The sequence below is a fragment of the Micromonospora sp. BRA006-A genome, assembly GCF_033433935.1.
Lineage (GTDB): Bacteria > Actinomycetota > Actinomycetes > Mycobacteriales > Micromonosporaceae > Micromonospora > Micromonospora aurantiaca.
The window spans coordinates 224,769-239,166 of record NZ_JANCLW010000001.1; the positions used below are offsets into that span (position 1 = coordinate 224,769).

Genomic DNA, 14,398 nt, shown 5'->3' on the forward strand with positions numbered 1-14,398 from the left:
CGGACCTGAGACGAAATGCCTGTTCAAAGCGGTGCTGCGCCGATGGCTGCAGAGCAAAGTCGGAAAAGGGAAGACAGGGCCGCCCGGCCAGCCGAATGCGCTGCGTAACGATGGCTCGGGATCACCGAGGGTGACCGACAGTCAGAGGCAGGAGTGCAACGCCTCGACCAGTTCCTCCACGCGGTCGTGGTCGGCCAGCCGGGCGGTCGCGTACGCGAAGGTGTAGCCGCGTTCCGGGTCGGCCCAGGCGCTGCTGCCGCCGATCCCGCCCATGCCCCAGCTGCCGTCCGGCTCCCACTGCATGCCGAGTGTCCAGTCCACCGGCCGGTCCAGCAGCAGATCCGGTCCGCTGTACTGCACCCGCGTCGCCTCGGTGACCAGTTCCGGGCTGAACAGGCGTACCCCGTCCAGGGTGCCGCCGGCGAGCAGGCCCGCGTACAGCCGGGCGAGCCCGGCGGCGGTCGCGTGCAGGTTCACCGCCGGGATCTCGGCGGCCCGCCACAGGTCGCTGTTCACCATCGCGACGTCGCGCCCGCCCGGCGGGTTGTCCAGCGCCCGCGCCCGCAACGAGCCCGGCTCGCCGCGCATCGTGTCCGGCCAGGCCGGATCCGCGTACGACAGGTCGGCGCACCGCCGCCGGGCGGCCTCACCCAGCCCGAAGGCCAGGTCCAGGCGCCACGGTCCGGCGATCTCCTCGGCCAGGAACCGGCCCACCGAGCGTCCGTCCACCCGGCGGACCAGCTCGCCCACCAGGTGCCCGTACGTCCAGGCGTGCTCGGCCGCGACGGTGCCCGGCGTCCACTCGGGCTCGGCCGCGGCCAGGTCGGCGCAGAGCAGGTCCCAGTCGGCGATCGCGGCGGCGGGCCGGGGCACCGGGAAGGCAGGCAGCCCGGCGGTGTGGGCGAGCACCTGCCGGACGGTGGCCGGGCTGCGGAACCCCGGCCAGTACACCGAGACCGGCGCGTCCAGGTCGACCCGGCCCCTGTCGACGAGCAGCAGCAGGCAGAGCGCGACCACCGGCTTGCCGGTCGAGTAGACGTCGACGAGCGTGTCCGGTCGCCACGGCCGGTCCGCCCCGGCAACCGGTACGACAGCGCCGGGCGGGACCGCAGCGGTGGTGCCGCCGACCAGTTCGATCACCGGTACGCCGTCGTGCCACACCGCCAGCGACGCGCCGGTCTCCCGGCCGGTGGCGAACAGATCGTGGAAGCAGTCCCGGACCGGGGTGAAGCGCGTGTGCATGCGGCCACGGTAGGCGGTCGCGTTCGTGACGAGCGCGGGAATTCGGGCCCGGTGCGGTGGCCGGTGTCCCGAAGGTACGGAATGCTTGCGGAATGGCGGAGCCGGAACTGGTGGACGTAGTAGTGGTCGGGCTCGGCGTCGGCGGCGAGGAGGTGGCCGGGCGGCTCGCCGAGGCCGGCCTCACCGTGGTCGGCATCGAACGGGACCTGGTCGGCGGCGAGTGCCCCTACTGGGGGTGCGTGCCGAGCAAGATGATGATCCGGGCGGCGAACGCGCTGGCCGAGGCGCATCGGGTCAACGAGCTGGCCGGGTCCGCCGAGGTGCGGCCCGACTGGGCGCCGGTGGCGAAGCGGATCCGCGCCGAGGCCACCGACACCTGGGACGACAAGGTGGCGGTGGACCGCTTCACCGGCAAGGGCGGCCGGTTCGTCAGGGGCAGCGGGCGGCTCGACGGCCCGAACCGGGTGCGCGTCGGCGACCAGGTGTTCCAGGCGCGCTACGGGGTCGTCCTCGGCACCGGCACCCGGCCCTCGGTCCCGCCGATCGACGGGCTGGCAGACACGCCGTACTGGACCAATCACCAGGCCATCGAGGTCGAGGAACTACCCGCGTCACTGCTGGTCCTCGGCGGCGGCGCGATCGGGCTGGAACTCGCCCAGGTCTTCGCCCGGTTCGGCGTCCGGGTGACTGTCATCGAGGCGGCCGACCGGGTGCTCGCCGTCGAGGAGCCGGAGGCGTCGGCGCTCGCCGCCGACGCGCTCCGCGCGGACGGGGTGGAGATCCACACCGGGGTCAAGGCCGGCCGGGTCGGCCACGACGGCGGCGCGTTCACCGTGTACGCCGACGGCGCCGAGTTCACCGGCGAGAAGCTGCTCGTGGTGACCGGCCGCAAGGCGCACCTGGAGGAGCTGGGCCTGGAAACGGTCGGGGTGGACGCCGGGCAGCGCTACCTGCCGGTCAACGACCGGATGCACGTCACCGACGGGATCTGGGCGGTCGGCGACCTCACCGGCGAGGGCGCGTTCACCCACATCGCCATGTACCAGGCCGGCATCGTGGTGGCCGACGTGCTCGACCACATGCGGCGTACCAAGGGCGGCCCTGATGCCAGCGGCACCGCGAGTGTGGTCGGCGGCGCGGCCGGGGTGGTCAGCGCGGTCGGCGGCGCGATGAGCGCGGGCGGGTCGGCAGCGGCGCCCGGCAGCGTCCCGGTCGCCGACTACCGGGCGCTGCCCCGGGTCACGTTCACCGACCCGGAAGTCGGCGCGGTCGGCCTCACCGAGCAGCAGGCCCGCGAGCGCGGCGTCAACGTCCAGATCGGGTACGCCGACCTCACCTCGTCGGCCCGCGGCTGGATCCACAAGACCGGCAACGCCGGGTTCATCAAGCTGATCGCCGACGCCGACCAGGGCGTCCTCATCGGCGCCACCTCGGCCGGACCGGCCGGCGGCGAGGTGCTCTCCGCGCTCGTCGTGGCGGTGCACGCGGCGGTGCCGATCAGCCAGCTCCGGCACATGATCTACGCGTACCCGACGTTCCACCGCGCCATCTCCGACGCCCTGCGCGCGCTGAAGTGACGCCTCAGCCGGCCGGCGCACCGTGCCGGCCGGCCCCGTCGGCGAACCGGCCGGCGCCGCGTACCCCGTCCACCGCCAGCGACTCCAGGCCGTAGGCCAGCTCGGTCGCCATCGCCTCCGGCTCGGGCCGCCCCGCGCCGTCCCGTACCGCCGCCCGGTCGTTGCGCAGGCACGTCTGCGGTGACCGGGCGATAGCGGCGCCCAGCTCCTCGGCCGCCGCGCGGGCCTCACCCGGCGCGACCAGCCGGTTGACCAGACCCATCGCGTACGCCTCGTCGGCGCCCACCGCGCGGCCGGTGAGGATCAGGTCCATCGCGCGGCTCTCCCCGATCAGCCGGGGCAGCCGGACCGTCCCGCCGTCGATCAGCGGTACGCCCCAGCGTCGGCAGAACACGCCGAGTGTGGCGTCCGACTCGGCGACCCGCAGATCGCACCAGAGCGCCAGCTCCAGCCCACCCGCCACCGCGTACCCGGAGATCGCGGCGATCACCGGCTTGGACAGCCGCATCCGGGTGGGGCCCATCGGCCCGTCGCCGTCGGGCTCGACCCGGTTGCCGCGCGGCGTGCCGACGGCCTTGAGGTCGGCGCCGGAGCAGAACGTGCCACCGGCGCCCCAGAGCACCGCCACCGCCGCGTCCGGGTCGGCGTCGAATGCGCGGAACGCGTCGGCCAGCGCTCGTGCGGTCGGCCCGTCCACGGCGTTACGTGCCTCGGGCCGGTCCAGGATCACAGTGGTCACGGCACCGGCGTGCTCGACGCGTACCCCCATGGGCCCAGCATGCCCGCGACGGCGCTGTCGCGGCTACGGCCTATTTGATCGTGCCGGGCCGGGCCAGCCAGCGCATCGGCTGGCCGGTGACGGCACCGACCTGGTCGAAGTCCCGGTCGTAGTGCAGCAGCGAGAGCCCGTGGTACTCGGCGGTGGCGGCGATGAGCAGGTCGACCGCGCCGGCCGAGCGGTGCGTCCCCCGCGCGGTCAGCTCGCCCTGGATCTCGGCGGCGCGCTCGTAGATCCGGTCCGGCATCGTCACCCAGCTGAAGGCGACCCGGAGCTGCTCCGCCAGCAGGCGCGTCCGGTCGGCGACGGACCGGGCGGTGTAGAGGAACTCCAGCTCGATCAGCGGGCACACGGCGAGCAGGCCGGCGGTCACCTGCTGATCCCAGCGAGCCAGCACGTCGGGATCACGCAGGAGCCGGACGAGGGCGCTGGTGTCGATCAGGTAGTCGGCCAGCTTCACGAGCGGTAGGCGCCCTTGTCGAGCAGTTCGTCGAAGTCACCGGCCTGCCCGCGCTCCGCCAGCTCCGCGAGCGCCCGGGCGCGGCGCAGTCGCGCCGCGCCCTCGCGGAGAGCGACGTTCACCGTGTCCTTCTTGGTCTTCGTGCCGAACGCCTCGGCGGCATCCGCCAGCGCCTCGTCGTCGACGTCCACCAGGATCTTGGTCATCGCGGCTCCCTATATACGGTCGGCCGCCCGAGTATATCCAGCGGGGATGCCGTGCGCGGGAATTCCGGGGCGTCCGGTTTGGGGGCTCTCCTGCCGGGAAGTCGGAACAGGTGCGCGAACTACTGACGAAGATCGAACAGGCCACCGGTCTCGACCGGGTGGGTGACCGCTTGCAACGCGCCGTCCAGGGCACGCTGCGTTCCCAGCGGGTACGCGACGCGCTGCACGGCGTGTGGCTCGGCCATCCGCTGCACCCCGCGATGGTGCAGGTGCCGGTCGGCGCCTGGATCTCCGCCGCCGTGGTGGACCTGCTGCCCGGCCAGCGCCGCGCCGCCACCGCCCTGGTGGGTCTCGGTACGGTCAGCGCGCTGCCCGCGGCGGTCGCCGGGCTCAACGACTGGGCCACGCTCTCCCGGGACCAGCGCCGGGTCGGGCTGGTGCACGCCGCCGCCAACACGGTCGGCCTGGCGCTGTTCGCCGGCTCGCTGGCGGCCCGGCTCAACGGGCGGCACGGCCTCGGCCGGACGCTGTCCTACCTGGGGCTGTCCGCCGCGAGCGGTGGGGCGTACCTGGGTGGGCACCTCGCGTACAAGCAGGGTGCCCAGGCCAGCCAGAGCGTCTCCGAGCTGCACCTGATCAGCGACGGCTGGCACCGGGTCGGCGACCTGAGCAGCCTGCCCCGGCACGAACTGGTCACCAAGAAGATCGACGACGTCTCGGTGATCCTCTACCGGGACGGCGACGACGTCACAGTCATGCTGGAGCGCTGCCCGCACCAGAGCGGCCCGCTCGGCGAGGGCACGATCGAGCAGGTCGACGGCCACGCCTGTGTGGTCTGCCCCTGGCACGGCAGCGCGTTCCGGCTCGACGGCGGCGAGGTGGTGCACGGCCCGGCCGCCAACGACCAGGTCGTGCTGCCCACCCGCGTGGTGTCCGGCCGGGTCGAGGCCCGGCTGCCCTGAGTCAGTCCCGCCGGTGCCGCCCGCTGGACAGCGCCCGGGCCGGCACCGGCCGCTTACGCAACCCGAGCAGCGCGCCGATCTGCGCGCCGACGATGCTCGCCACGGCCAGCACCGCCGAGATGGCGAGCGGACGGTTGATGCCCTCCTCGGCGGTGGCCCGGGACGCGCCCGCCGACATGGCCGGCGGCTGACCGACCGGCGCCTCCACCGTGGGCGTCGCGTCCCGCGGGGTGGGCTTCGGCTTCGCCTTCGGGGTGGTCGACGAGGCGCCGCCGCCACCCGGCTTCACCGGTGCCGTCTCGGCCGGCTTGGTGACCACGATCCGTCCGGCGGCGTGCCGCCGGGCACCCGAATCCGTCGCGCCATCGGGCAGCGTGATGAGCTGACCCGGGCGGATGCGGTCCGGGTCGGCGAGCCGGTTCAGCCGGGCCAGCTCCTTGTACCTGTCGAAGTCGTCCAGGTAGCGATCCGCCACCTCGCCCAGGTAGTCGCCCTTCGCCACCCGGTACACGGCCGGGTCGTCCGCCTTCGACGCGACCGGGGCCGGCGGCGCGACCCGGCTCGGCGCGGTGACGGCAGAAGCGGCGACCGCCGGTTGCGGGGCGGTCAGCGCGGCGGCACTCGCCGCGGCCGGGCTCGCGACCAGGATCAACGCGACCGAACCGACGAGCGCGGCTGCCGCCTTCTGCTGACGGTGCATGCCGGGCAGCTTCGGCGCCGGCCGGCGTACCGCCGCCGCGAGCAACTCCACCACGACGGAGAACGCGAACGTGGCCCAGCCGAACCAGCCCACCACCGCCAGCGCGCGCAGGAACAGTCGACCGTCGTCGCGGCTGGTCAACGCCGTACCGACCTCGGCCAGCGTGGGCAGGTGATCCGGCAGCGGGTTGCCGGCGAACGCCAGCAGCGCGACCGGCCCGCCGGCCAGCACGCCGACGAGCACGACGAGAGCGCCGAGGCCGGTGAGAACCTGGCCGGCGCGGCGGACGGGGGAGCGTCGGGGTGCGCCCATGGCGGCCTTCCCTTCCTACGGTGGTCCGGTGAGCGCCCGAGCGGTGGCCTCACCGGTGACGGTGGCGGTCTCTTGCACGCCGAACAGACTCAGCAGGTTCCGGCTGTAGGTGATCTGCACGCTCACCCGGATCTGGGTCTCGGTGCCGACCACGGGGAAGTCGACGTCGTGGTCCTGGACGCCGCCTGCGGCGTTCAGGTAGGCGGCGACCGCGGCGCGGGCGGCGACCTGGTCGATCTGCTTCGGGCCGCCCTCGATGGCCCGCGCCCGGTCGATCATCTGGCCGCCGGCGCGGGCCGCCTCGGCGGCCAGGTTGTCCGCGCGCTGGAGTGTGCGCAGTTGACCCGCGCCGTCGTAGGCGAGGCCGATGATCGCCAGTACGCCCGTCATCGCCACGGCCAGGAACAGGCTCACCCGGCCGTTCTCCGCCTCGCGCCGCCCGGTCATCCGCGACTCCGGTAGGTGTCCAGAGGCGAGGTGAAGCTCGCCGAGACGGTCTTGCCACCCGGCACGCCGGGCAGGCCGGGCGCGCTCAGGTCGTCGAAGGAGACGGTGCAGGTCACCGTGACGGTCACGGTCGCCGGCACGCCCGCGGCGCTCTGGTACGCGGCGGCGAAGCTCGTCGTCGTCCCGGCCACCGAGCCCGCGAGATCGAGCTGGGGCTGGCCGGTGCAGTTCAGTCCCGCCCAGCCGAGCTGGTCCCAGGCCGCCGCCTCGGCGGCCTCCGCACCGTCGTCGGCGTTACGGGCGAGCGAGGCGGCCCGGGCGGCGTCGTGGGCGGCCGACTCCACCGCCTCGTCCGCGACAGCGGTCCGCCCGGCGACCCCGGCCAGCACCATCAGCCCGATGAAGGCGGGCGCGAGCACCGCCACCTCGATCGAGACGGAACCCCGGTCCCGCCGCGCCCCGGCGCTCATCCGGTGGTCCAGCGTTCGGCCGGGCCGTGCGCGGTCTGCGTGACCTCGAACGAGACGCCCGGGATGACCGACAGGGAGCGTCCCTGCACCGTGCAGGTGACGCCGGTGGCGCTCTCGACGCAGGTCGGGCCGGTCTGCTCCCAGTCGACCAGCCAGTCCCCGGACTGTTGCAGGAAGCTGATCGCCCGTTGCCGGCCGGCGTCCGGCCCGGCGTCGATCGTGCGCTGGGCGTTCACAGCGGTCTGCGCGGCGTTGAGCGCTGTGGACCGGGCCACGAACCAGACGGCGACCTGGATCGAGCCGAACAGCATCACCAGGATCACCGGCATCACCACGGCCAGCTCGACCGGGTTGGCGCCCCGCTCGCCCTCGGCCAGGCGGGCGCGGAGGGCGGCGGCGATCCGCCCCGGGCCGGGCGGACCGGCGGGCCGGCCGGCGTGCGCCGGCCGGCTCCGGGCCGTACGGGCGGGGCGGGGCATCACGGGGCCTGCGGCGCCGTGTTGTTCGGGATGGCGTTCATCCAGTTGTTCGCCTTGGCCAGGGCGAGCCCGGTGACCGCCATGGCCACTGCGACCAGGCCGAAGATGATCACCGCGGTCGGCACCGGGCTGTCGCCGCGCTCGGAGTCCCGGCGCAGCTCGGCGAGGCGGGTGCTCACCGCCACGTACAGGTAGGCGTAGAGGTGCATGGTCGTCTCCTTCTCGAAGGTGGGTTCACAGACGGGCGAGGAACGGATAGACGGCGAAGCCGAGCAGGACGAACACCAGTAGCGAGCCGGGGATGTCCAACTTGCTGGTGACCCCCTCGGCCCGGGCCAGGTTGTCGGTACGGATCTGGTCGCGCAGCGAGTCGGCGCGGGACCGCAACGTCTCGTGGACCTGGGCGCCCTCGCTGCCGGAGGAGCGCATGATGGCGCCCACGTCGCCCAGCTCCGGGATGCCGATGCGCTCGGCCAGCTCCTGCAACTCGTCCCAGGGCGAATGCATCTGGAGCTGGGCGAGCCGCAGCGCCTCCCGGATCCGGTCGAAGACCCAGCCGTCGCAGACCGCCGCCGCGCGTTCCAGCGACTGCACCGGGCCGTGCGCGGCGGACAACTGCAACGCCACCAGGTCGAGGTAGGTGCAGACCGCCTGCCGGAACTCGTCCCGGGCGGCGTCCGCCTTGGCGAGGACCGCGCGGTGCGCCAGCAGTCCGGCACCGAGCGCCAGGCCCAGGCTGGCCACCACCGGTACGGCCACCGGCAGCGCCACCCCGCCGACGAAGAGCACCGCCGAGGCGACCGCCGGGGTGGCGAAGCCGATGAGCGCGGACAGCAGCACGGACAGCGCGTACTGCTCGGGGGTGCGGTCGAGCAGGGCGAGTTGCCGGTGCGGCGGGCGAAGCCAGCGGGCGAACCCACCGAGCCAGTCCGGCCCGGCGCCGGCGGCCGGGGCCTGGCCGGGCGGCTGGTGCAGCCGGCGCAGCGCCGGGCCGAGCGCCGGGGTGGCCGGCAGCGTCTCGCGGACGACGAGGAACAGCCCGAGCCCGACCGCGCACCCGCCGAGCACCGCGATCGCCAGCTGCCAGTTGAGTGCACTCATGCGATCGCCTCCTCCAGGTCGGGCGCCGGCAGGAACCGCGCCGGCCGGGGCGGCTGGCTCATCGAGCGCACCCAGACCAGCAGGCCGACGAACGCCGCGCCGAGCACCGCCATCACGAGCTGACCGGTCACCGTCCCGTACGGACGGATGTAGTCGCTGTTCACCAGCCCGTACGCGAGCGTCGCCAGCGTCATGCCGGTGAGGAAGCGGACCGCGAACCGGGGCTGGGTGCGCTTCGCCTCGACCTCGCGCCGGGTCGCCACCTCGGCCGAGGCGGCGGTGGCGATCGACCCGAGCACGTCGCCGAGGCGCTCGCCCCGGTCGGTGAGGTGCAGGATCAGCGCGGCCACCACCTGGTCGGCGACCGGGTCGGCGATCTCGTCGGCGAAGGCGAGCAGGGCGGAGCGGGCCAGCCAGCCGGCCTGGAGGCGGGCGGCGAGTGTGCGTACCTCCTCCTGGATCTCCTCCGGCGCGGTGGCGATGGTGCCGATGATCGCCTGTTGGAGTCCCTGGCCGGTGGCCGAGATGTCCTTGAGCCGGCGGGTCCACTCGCCTACGGCTTCGACCCGGGCGATGGCCCGCTGCTCGGCGCGGCCGACCGCGAACAGCCACGGCACGCCCGGCACCGCGAGCGCCACCAGCAGGCCGACCACCGGCAGCCCGGTGAGCAGGAACGCCGCCGCCCCGGCGACCACAGCGGCGCCGAGCAGGAGCTGGTAGCGGCGCTGGTCGGCGCGGCTCGCGCCGGAGCCGGTCCAGAGCCGGCTCAGGCCCGGCCCGGTACCTGGTGCCGGACCCGGCGGCCGGCGGGTGCCGACGAGCGCGACGACCGTCAGCACCAGCCCGGCCACGCAGGCGGCGCCGGAGACCAGGGCGATCAGTTCGATCTGCGTCACGCCGTTCCTCCGCTCGGCCGTGCCCCGAGGCGGGTGTGCCGGGGCCGCCGCCACGCGCCCATGCCGGCCTCGACGAACCGGGTGAGCAGGCGGGCGTCGTAGCCGACGCGCAGCAGTTGGTCGCGGATGCGTTCGGGCAGGTGGCGGGGGACCGCCCGGCCGTCCGGACCGGGGCCGAAGACGGTCGTCGTGGTGATCCGGTTGCCCTCGCCGACGCCGATGACCTCCTCGACGTGCGACACGAACCGGTGCTTTCGGCCGCCGATCGCTGTCTCGTCCTCGACCGTCACGTAGACGATCAGGTCGAGCGCGTTACCCGCCATCCGGCGGGCCTGGTCGACAGTCATCTCCCGGCCGTGGGACAGCGCCAGCTCGATGATGCGTTCGCTCACCCCCGAGGGGGTACGCGCGTGGATGGTGCACATCGACCCGCGGCTGGTGGTCATCGCCTGGAGCATCGGCACGATCTCCCGGGACCGCACCTCGCCGACGATGATCCGCAGCACGCCCATGCGCAGCGACACCGGGATCAGGTCGGCGATGCTGACCTCACCCGCCGGCCGCCCGTCCGCGCCGCGCTCGCCGTGCCCCTCCCGGGACTCGAAGCTCATCACCGCCCGGTGCTTGTGCCCGCGCCGGGCCGGCAGCAGTTCCCGGCTCTCCTCCAGCAGCACGTACGGCTCGTCGGCCGGGATCTCGTCCATCAGCGCGCGGATGACTGTGGTCTTCCCGGCCCCGGCGAGCCCGGCGACCATGATGTTCAGCCCGGCCCGCATGGACGCGCGGAGGAAGTCGCGCAGCAGCGGATCGATCATCTCGTCCAGGTCGGGCCGGCCGCCCGCGATGTCCTCCAGGCTCACTTCGAGCGTGTTGTGCTTGCGGATCACCGCGTACGGGCGGTGACTGACCAGGAACACGGCGGCGAGCCGGCTGCCGTCGGGTAGTTGCAGGTCGAGCGTGGGCTTCGAGGTGGACAGCGACCGCTCGGTGGCACCGGCCCGGCGGGCCGCCGCCTGGAGGATCTCGACCAGCTCGTCGTCGGTCTCGGCGATCGGCTCGGCCCAGTCGACGCCCCCGCCGTGCCGGGTGATGCGCACCTGGTCGCAGCCGAGGATGTGCACCTCCTCGATGCTGTCGTCGACGAGCAGCGTCTGGAGCCGGCCCAGCCCGACGAGTTCGGCTGTCACCTGGTCGAGCAGCAGGCGTTCCTCGTCGGCGGCCATCGGCGTGCCGGCCCGGCGTACCGAGTCGGCGTACGCGGACACCACGGCTACCGCCAGCCGGGCGCGCTCGACCTCTTCGGCGTCGGCGTCGAACTCGCGTCCGCGCTGCCAGTGGGTGAGCCGCTCGCTCAGTTCCCGGCGCAGCTCGCGGACCACTGCGAAGTCGACACGGGGGCGTGGCGGTGGCGGGGGCGCGGCGGGCATCGGACCGGGTACGTGGTGCCGCCCGTTCGGCGGGGCCAGCGGCGGGACAGTGGAGACGACGCCCGGCTGCTGGACGCGCGGGTCGTGGGAGACCGGCTCAAACCGCACCGGACACCCCCGGCACGCTCGGCGCGGTCACCGCGCGCGGTGTGGCCGCCGCCCCGGGCCAGGCCAGCCGGGCGCGCCGCCGGTCCAGCAGCGCCCGTACCGGCACCTCCAGGGCGCCGGCCGCGCGCATCAGCGGCCGATTGGCCCGTACGGTGCCGCCGTGGGCTAGCACCTCGGCGGTACGCGGGTCGTGCGGCAGACGGGCGATCACCGGCAGCCGCAGCGCCTTGCTGATCTCGCTGGTCCCGTGCCCGTCCCCGACCACCAGGAGGCGCAGCGTGCCGGGCGGTACGCGGTGCTCGGTGAGGTCCCGCTCGATCGCGCGGGCGGTGGCCCGGGTCGCGGAGAGGTCGGGCAGGTGCGCGCGGGTGACGAGCAGCACCACCGCGGCGGCCCGCAGCAGCGGCCACGGTGGACCGCCCACCGCGAGCCGGCCACAGTCGACCAGTACGTCGTACGGCGGTTCGCCCCGTTCCAGCCCGGTGAAGTAGTCGGCGAAGCGCTGCCAGAGCGGGATCACGCTGCCGGCCTGGGCCGGGTCCACCACGCCGGGCAGTAGCAGCCGCTCGCGGCGGGGCGCGTCCAGGTCGACCAGCTGGGACCAGAACGCGTGCTCCAGGCTGCCGTCGCGCAGCTCGCCCACCGCCAGCTCACCGATGCCGCGCGGCCCGTCCAGCGCCCCGCCGAGGTATCCGGCGAGGATCGAGCCGCCCGCCGGATCGCACTCGGCCAGCACGAGCCGCCGGTGCCAGCTCAGCGCGGCGGCGAGCGCGGCGGTGGTGACGCCCGGCGAACCTTTCGCCGACACCAGGGCGATGATCGCCATCAGGCCGCCTCGGTGAGCACGAGCGCGATCCGGTCGTCGGCGGCGAGCGCCACGACAGCGGGCACGTCCCGTACGGCAAGCGCCAGGTAGACCACCACGTCACCGTTCTGCGGCGTGGCGGTGTCGATCACGGTGCCCTCGAACCGGGTGCCACCGCCACGGGACGCCTCCGAACTGCCGCCGGTGGCGTTCGACGGCGTGCTGACCAGCAGCACCTTGTCGCCGGGGTGCAGCTTGCGGGCCGGCACCTGCTCGGGTTCGAGCCCCAGCGCGATCTGCTGCTGACCGGCGCCGAGCAGCGGGGCCTCGGTGAGCTGCGCCTCGGTGAGCAGCGTGCCCGGGGTGAGCCGGACGGCCGCCCGCAACCCCAGCACCTCGTCCATCCGGTCGGCGGGGACGGGCCGGAGTTCCCGGCCGCCGGAGACGCGTACCGGCACCAGGTCGTCGGCGCTCAGTTGCTGTCCCACGTCGACCTGCCGGGCCACCGCCAGGTACGTGCCGGTGGAGCTGACCGAGGTGACCGCGAACGCGGCGCCCAGACCGCCGAGGGCGATCAGCAGGACCGCCAGGCCGAGCAGGCCGGGGCGGACGCGTCGTTGCCGGACCACCTTCGGCGGCGCGACCGGCGCCTCCACCGGGGTTCCGTTGCGGGCTGCCACGACACTCATCGGGTCACCACCTGAAGCTCGTTGATCTGTACCGTGACGACACCGCTGGACCGGCTCTGGGCGATCACGCCGCTCTCGCCGCCGCCGGACCACTCGACGGTCCAGAACGTCGTGGCGCTCACCTCGTAGGTGCCGGCCTCCGGATAGCCCTGGTCGAGGCCGCAGTCCGGTGAGGTGGAGCCGGCCCTCGGCCCGTCGGCCCGGTACGGCGTGCCCGGCCCGTCGCAGGTGACGTCGATGTCGTCGGACATGTGCCAGACGATCCGGTCCACCTTCGCGGTGATCTCCACGGTCAGTCCCCGGTCGGAGGCGGACGCGGACAGCGGCCCGAAGTACGCCTCGCCCGGGCTGGCCCACATCCAGACGGGCAGCCCGACCAGGCCGGGGCCCTGGCTGCGCCGGGGCGCCACGGCGGCGCGGGGCGGGAGCAGCGAGATCGACGCAAGCGCACGGCGGGCCAGTTCCTCCGGGTCCGGCGGCGCGCCGTAGCCGGGCGGCGGCGCGTCGAGAAGCGCCCGGCGCAGGCTGCCGAGGTCGCCACCGTTGCAGGTGAGCTGGTACCACTGCTGGCCGGGAGGCGCTTCTCCCTGCGGCTCCTCGAGCTTGTAGTAGCAGCCGTCGGCGTTGTTGAACCAGCCGAGAATCGGGTGGTAGCAGGGGATGGCCCGGCCGTTCCACTGGCACTTCGGCGTACCGCCGCCGTTGCCGCCCCCGCCGCCGTTGTCCCCGCCGCCACCCGGTCCGCCCGGTCCGCCGGGGGTGCCGGGGTCGTCGTCCCAGACGTCGCAGTCGGTCTGTTCCGGCGGGCACGAGCCGCCCGGGTCGGCGGCGCGGGCTGGTGCGCCGGTGAGCGTCAGCAGGGCGGCCAGGCCGGCGGCGAGCAGCAGCCGGCGGAGCGTCCCGGCCCGGGCCGGCCGGGCCGGGACACCCCTTCCTCCCCAGGTCAGCACGGCTGGTCCTGGTGCGCGGCGCCGCCGTTGACGCGCCACCGGCCGTCCGGGTACCGGACCGCCGTGGCGGTGGCCAGGTAGCGCCCGCCGCGCGTGCCGGGCACGGCCTTGCGGTCCTTGGCGTAGACGAGCCGGTAGCCGCTCGCGTCCAGGCAGTCCTGGATCTCGACGGTGGGCGGGCGCGCGGTCAGGTCGACCGACACGACCTCGGGGTCGGAGAGCAGTTTCCCGGTACGCATCGCGCCGTGCTCCTTCGCGTCGAGAATCGCCATTCGGACCCGAGTCAGCAGCGGATCAGCCAGAAAACGGGTCAGAGCGGGATGGGACGGATCGCTGCGCGCACTGGCTGCCCGGGACGCGTCGAGATAGCCGGAATAGGCGGCCAGGGCCGCTTTTCCGGCCGCGTTCTCCTCGGCGCTGGAATGGGCGGCGGGTGCGGCGGCGCGGCCGGTCAGCGGACGGGTGGCCGCCTCCGGCTCGGTGCCGCAGCCGGTCGAGCCGACCACCAGCGTGACGCTGAGCAGGAAGATTTCCCATCGGCGGGATTGCCGTGTGCGCAACGCCGATCCCTCCTCGGTGCCGGCCCGGGGCGATCACGCCGACCCGCTCCGGGCATGCGGAAGCGCGCCCGGAACTGTCACTCCGGGCCCCCGTCGCCATCACTTGTATTGACCTGTACTGATCGCTGCGGATTCTGTGCCCTGACTCCTCCGACGCCAATTGATCGGGGGTTGCGTCGTACCCAAGGGGCGAGCATAGGCTCACGTCCGCCGATGCAACAGAGGCAAT

General features: G+C 74.2%; 18 protein-coding genes. 2 read left to right on the plus strand and 16 right to left on the minus strand.

Annotated elements, in window-relative coordinates:
* Positions 1 to 141: 141 nt before the first annotated feature.
* On the minus strand, positions 142 to 1,242 hold the full coding sequence (locus tag NMK34_RS01150) for a serine hydrolase domain-containing protein (RefSeq protein ID WP_318331853.1): 1,101 nt from the start codon (positions 1,240 to 1,242) through the stop codon (positions 142 to 144).
* Positions 1,243 to 1,334: 92 nt separating this feature from the next.
* On the opposite strand from NMK34_RS01150, the gene NMK34_RS01155 reads away from it, so the two are divergent.
* A complete protein-coding gene (locus NMK34_RS01155) occupies positions 1,335 to 2,819 on the plus strand; it encodes a dihydrolipoyl dehydrogenase family protein (protein ID WP_318331854.1) in 1,485 nt (494 codons plus the stop codon).
* A 4-nt stretch (positions 2,820 to 2,823) separates the two neighbouring features.
* Here the strand turns inward: NMK34_RS01155 and NMK34_RS01160 are convergent, their stop codons facing one another.
* The 3 genes from NMK34_RS01160 to NMK34_RS01170 are packed head-to-tail and all read right to left on the minus strand — an operon-like array spanning position 2,824 to position 4,263.
* Positions 2,824 to 3,588, minus strand: a complete 765-nt coding sequence (locus tag NMK34_RS01160) for a crotonase/enoyl-CoA hydratase family protein (protein ID WP_318331855.1) — start codon at positions 3,586 to 3,588, stop codon at positions 2,824 to 2,826.
* 40 nt (positions 3,589 to 3,628) lie between these two features.
* Complete coding sequence (locus NMK34_RS01165; RefSeq protein ID WP_318331856.1) at positions 3,629 to 4,057, minus strand: PIN domain nuclease; 429 nt, start codon at positions 4,055 to 4,057, stop codon at positions 3,629 to 3,631.
* Positions 4,054 to 4,263: a type II toxin-antitoxin system VapB family antitoxin gene (locus NMK34_RS01170; RefSeq protein WP_030500628.1), complete on the minus strand. Its 210-nt coding sequence runs from the start codon at positions 4,261 to 4,263 to the stop codon at positions 4,054 to 4,056. Before NMK34_RS01170 ends, NMK34_RS01165 begins: the two co-directional genes overlap by 4 nt.
* A 110-nt stretch (positions 4,264 to 4,373) precedes the next feature.
* Here NMK34_RS01170 and NMK34_RS01175 point away from each other — a divergent pair, with 110 nt between their 5' ends.
* Positions 4,374 to 5,225: a Rieske 2Fe-2S domain-containing protein gene (locus NMK34_RS01175; RefSeq protein WP_318331857.1), complete on the plus strand. Its 852-nt coding sequence runs from the start codon at positions 4,374 to 4,376 to the stop codon at positions 5,223 to 5,225.
* A 1-nt stretch (position 5,226) separates the two neighbouring features.
* On the opposite strand, the gene NMK34_RS01180 is transcribed toward NMK34_RS01175, so the two are convergent.
* From NMK34_RS01180 to NMK34_RS01235, 12 genes are read right to left on the minus strand one after another with little or no spacing between them, the layout of a single operon-like run.
* Complete coding sequence (locus tag NMK34_RS01180; RefSeq protein ID WP_318331858.1) at positions 5,227 to 6,237, minus strand: LysM peptidoglycan-binding domain-containing protein; 1,011 nt, start codon at positions 6,235 to 6,237, stop codon at positions 5,227 to 5,229.
* Between the two features lie 15 nt (positions 6,238 to 6,252).
* Positions 6,253 to 6,684 carry a pilus assembly protein TadG-related protein gene (locus NMK34_RS01185; protein WP_318331859.1) on the minus strand — a complete coding sequence of 144 codons (432 nt, stop codon included), beginning with the start codon at positions 6,682 to 6,684 and terminating at the stop codon, positions 6,253 to 6,255.
* Positions 6,681 to 7,154 carry a TadE/TadG family type IV pilus assembly protein gene (locus tag NMK34_RS01190; RefSeq protein ID WP_318331860.1) on the minus strand — a complete coding sequence of 158 codons (474 nt, stop codon included), beginning with the start codon at positions 7,152 to 7,154 and terminating at the stop codon, positions 6,681 to 6,683. The genes NMK34_RS01185 and NMK34_RS01190 overlap by 4 nt, the downstream gene beginning before the upstream one ends.
* A complete protein-coding gene (locus tag NMK34_RS01195; protein ID WP_318331861.1) occupies positions 7,151 to 7,633 on the minus strand; it encodes a TadE family protein in 483 nt (160 codons plus the stop codon). The genes NMK34_RS01190 and NMK34_RS01195 overlap by 4 nt, the downstream gene beginning before the upstream one ends.
* The gene (locus NMK34_RS01200) at positions 7,633 to 7,842 is read right to left on the minus strand and encodes a hypothetical protein (protein ID WP_013283462.1); all 210 of its coding nucleotides are present in this window, start codon (positions 7,840 to 7,842) and stop codon (positions 7,633 to 7,635) included. Before NMK34_RS01200 ends, NMK34_RS01195 begins: the two co-directional genes overlap by 1 nt.
* Before the next feature lie 25 nt (positions 7,843 to 7,867).
* Entirely contained in the window at positions 7,868 to 8,734 is an 867-nt protein-coding gene (locus NMK34_RS01205; protein WP_318331862.1) for a type II secretion system F family protein, read from the minus strand.
* Positions 8,731 to 9,684: a type II secretion system F family protein gene (locus tag NMK34_RS01210; RefSeq protein ID WP_412098841.1), complete on the minus strand. Its 954-nt coding sequence runs from the start codon at positions 9,682 to 9,684 to the stop codon at positions 8,731 to 8,733. Before NMK34_RS01210 ends, NMK34_RS01205 begins: the two co-directional genes overlap by 4 nt.
* A complete protein-coding gene (locus NMK34_RS01215; protein WP_318331863.1) occupies positions 9,627 to 11,165 on the minus strand; it encodes a CpaF/VirB11 family protein in 1,539 nt (512 codons plus the stop codon). The genes NMK34_RS01210 and NMK34_RS01215 overlap by 58 nt, the downstream gene beginning before the upstream one ends.
* On the minus strand, positions 11,155 to 11,991 hold the full coding sequence (locus NMK34_RS01220; RefSeq protein WP_318331864.1) for a ParA family protein: 837 nt from the start codon (positions 11,989 to 11,991) through the stop codon (positions 11,155 to 11,157). Before NMK34_RS01220 ends, NMK34_RS01215 begins: the two co-directional genes overlap by 11 nt.
* Positions 11,991 to 12,659 (minus strand): SAF domain-containing protein, encoded by a 669-nt coding sequence (locus NMK34_RS01225; protein WP_318331865.1) that lies wholly within the window; start codon positions 12,657 to 12,659, stop codon positions 11,991 to 11,993. The genes NMK34_RS01220 and NMK34_RS01225 overlap by 1 nt, the downstream gene beginning before the upstream one ends.
* Complete coding sequence (locus NMK34_RS01230) at positions 12,656 to 13,609, minus strand: hypothetical protein (protein WP_318331866.1); 954 nt, start codon at positions 13,607 to 13,609, stop codon at positions 12,656 to 12,658. The genes NMK34_RS01225 and NMK34_RS01230 overlap by 4 nt, the downstream gene beginning before the upstream one ends.
* A complete protein-coding gene (locus NMK34_RS01235; protein ID WP_318331867.1) occupies positions 13,603 to 14,169 on the minus strand; it encodes a hypothetical protein in 567 nt (188 codons plus the stop codon). Before NMK34_RS01235 ends, NMK34_RS01230 begins: the two co-directional genes overlap by 7 nt.
* Between the last annotated feature and the right edge of the window lie 229 nt (positions 14,170 to 14,398).

Coding starts and splice junctions, on each gene's coding strand:
- NMK34_RS01150 (WP_318331853.1), bottom strand. CDS start 1,242: ATGCACACGCGCTTCACCCCGGTCCGGGACTGCTTCCACGATCTGTTC.
- NMK34_RS01155 (WP_318331854.1), top strand. CDS start 1,335: ATGGCGGAGCCGGAACTGGTGGACGTAGTAGTGGTCGGGCTCGGCGTC.
- NMK34_RS01160 (WP_318331855.1), bottom strand. CDS start 3,588: ATGGGGGTACGCGTCGAGCACGCCGGTGCCGTGACCACTGTGATCCTG.
- NMK34_RS01170 (WP_030500628.1), bottom strand. CDS start 4,263: ATGACCAAGATCCTGGTGGACGTCGACGACGAGGCGCTGGCGGATGCC.
- NMK34_RS01180 (WP_318331858.1), bottom strand. CDS start 6,237: ATGGGCGCACCCCGACGCTCCCCCGTCCGCCGCGCCGGCCAGGTTCTC.
- NMK34_RS01185 (WP_318331859.1), bottom strand. CDS start 6,684: ATGACCGGGCGGCGCGAGGCGGAGAACGGCCGGGTGAGCCTGTTCCTG.
- NMK34_RS01190 (WP_318331860.1), bottom strand. CDS start 7,154: ATGAGCGCCGGGGCGCGGCGGGACCGGGGTTCCGTCTCGATCGAGGTG.
- NMK34_RS01195 (WP_318331861.1), bottom strand. CDS start 7,633: ATGCCCCGCCCCGCCCGTACGGCCCGGAGCCGGCCGGCGCACGCCGGC.
- NMK34_RS01200 (WP_013283462.1), bottom strand. CDS start 7,842: ATGCACCTCTACGCCTACCTGTACGTGGCGGTGAGCACCCGCCTCGCC.
- NMK34_RS01205 (WP_318331862.1), bottom strand. CDS start 8,734: ATGAGTGCACTCAACTGGCAGCTGGCGATCGCGGTGCTCGGCGGGTGC.
- NMK34_RS01220 (WP_318331864.1), bottom strand. CDS start 11,991: ATGGCGATCATCGCCCTGGTGTCGGCGAAAGGTTCGCCGGGCGTCACC.
- NMK34_RS01225 (WP_318331865.1), bottom strand. CDS start 12,659: ATGAGTGTCGTGGCAGCCCGCAACGGAACCCCGGTGGAGGCGCCGGTC.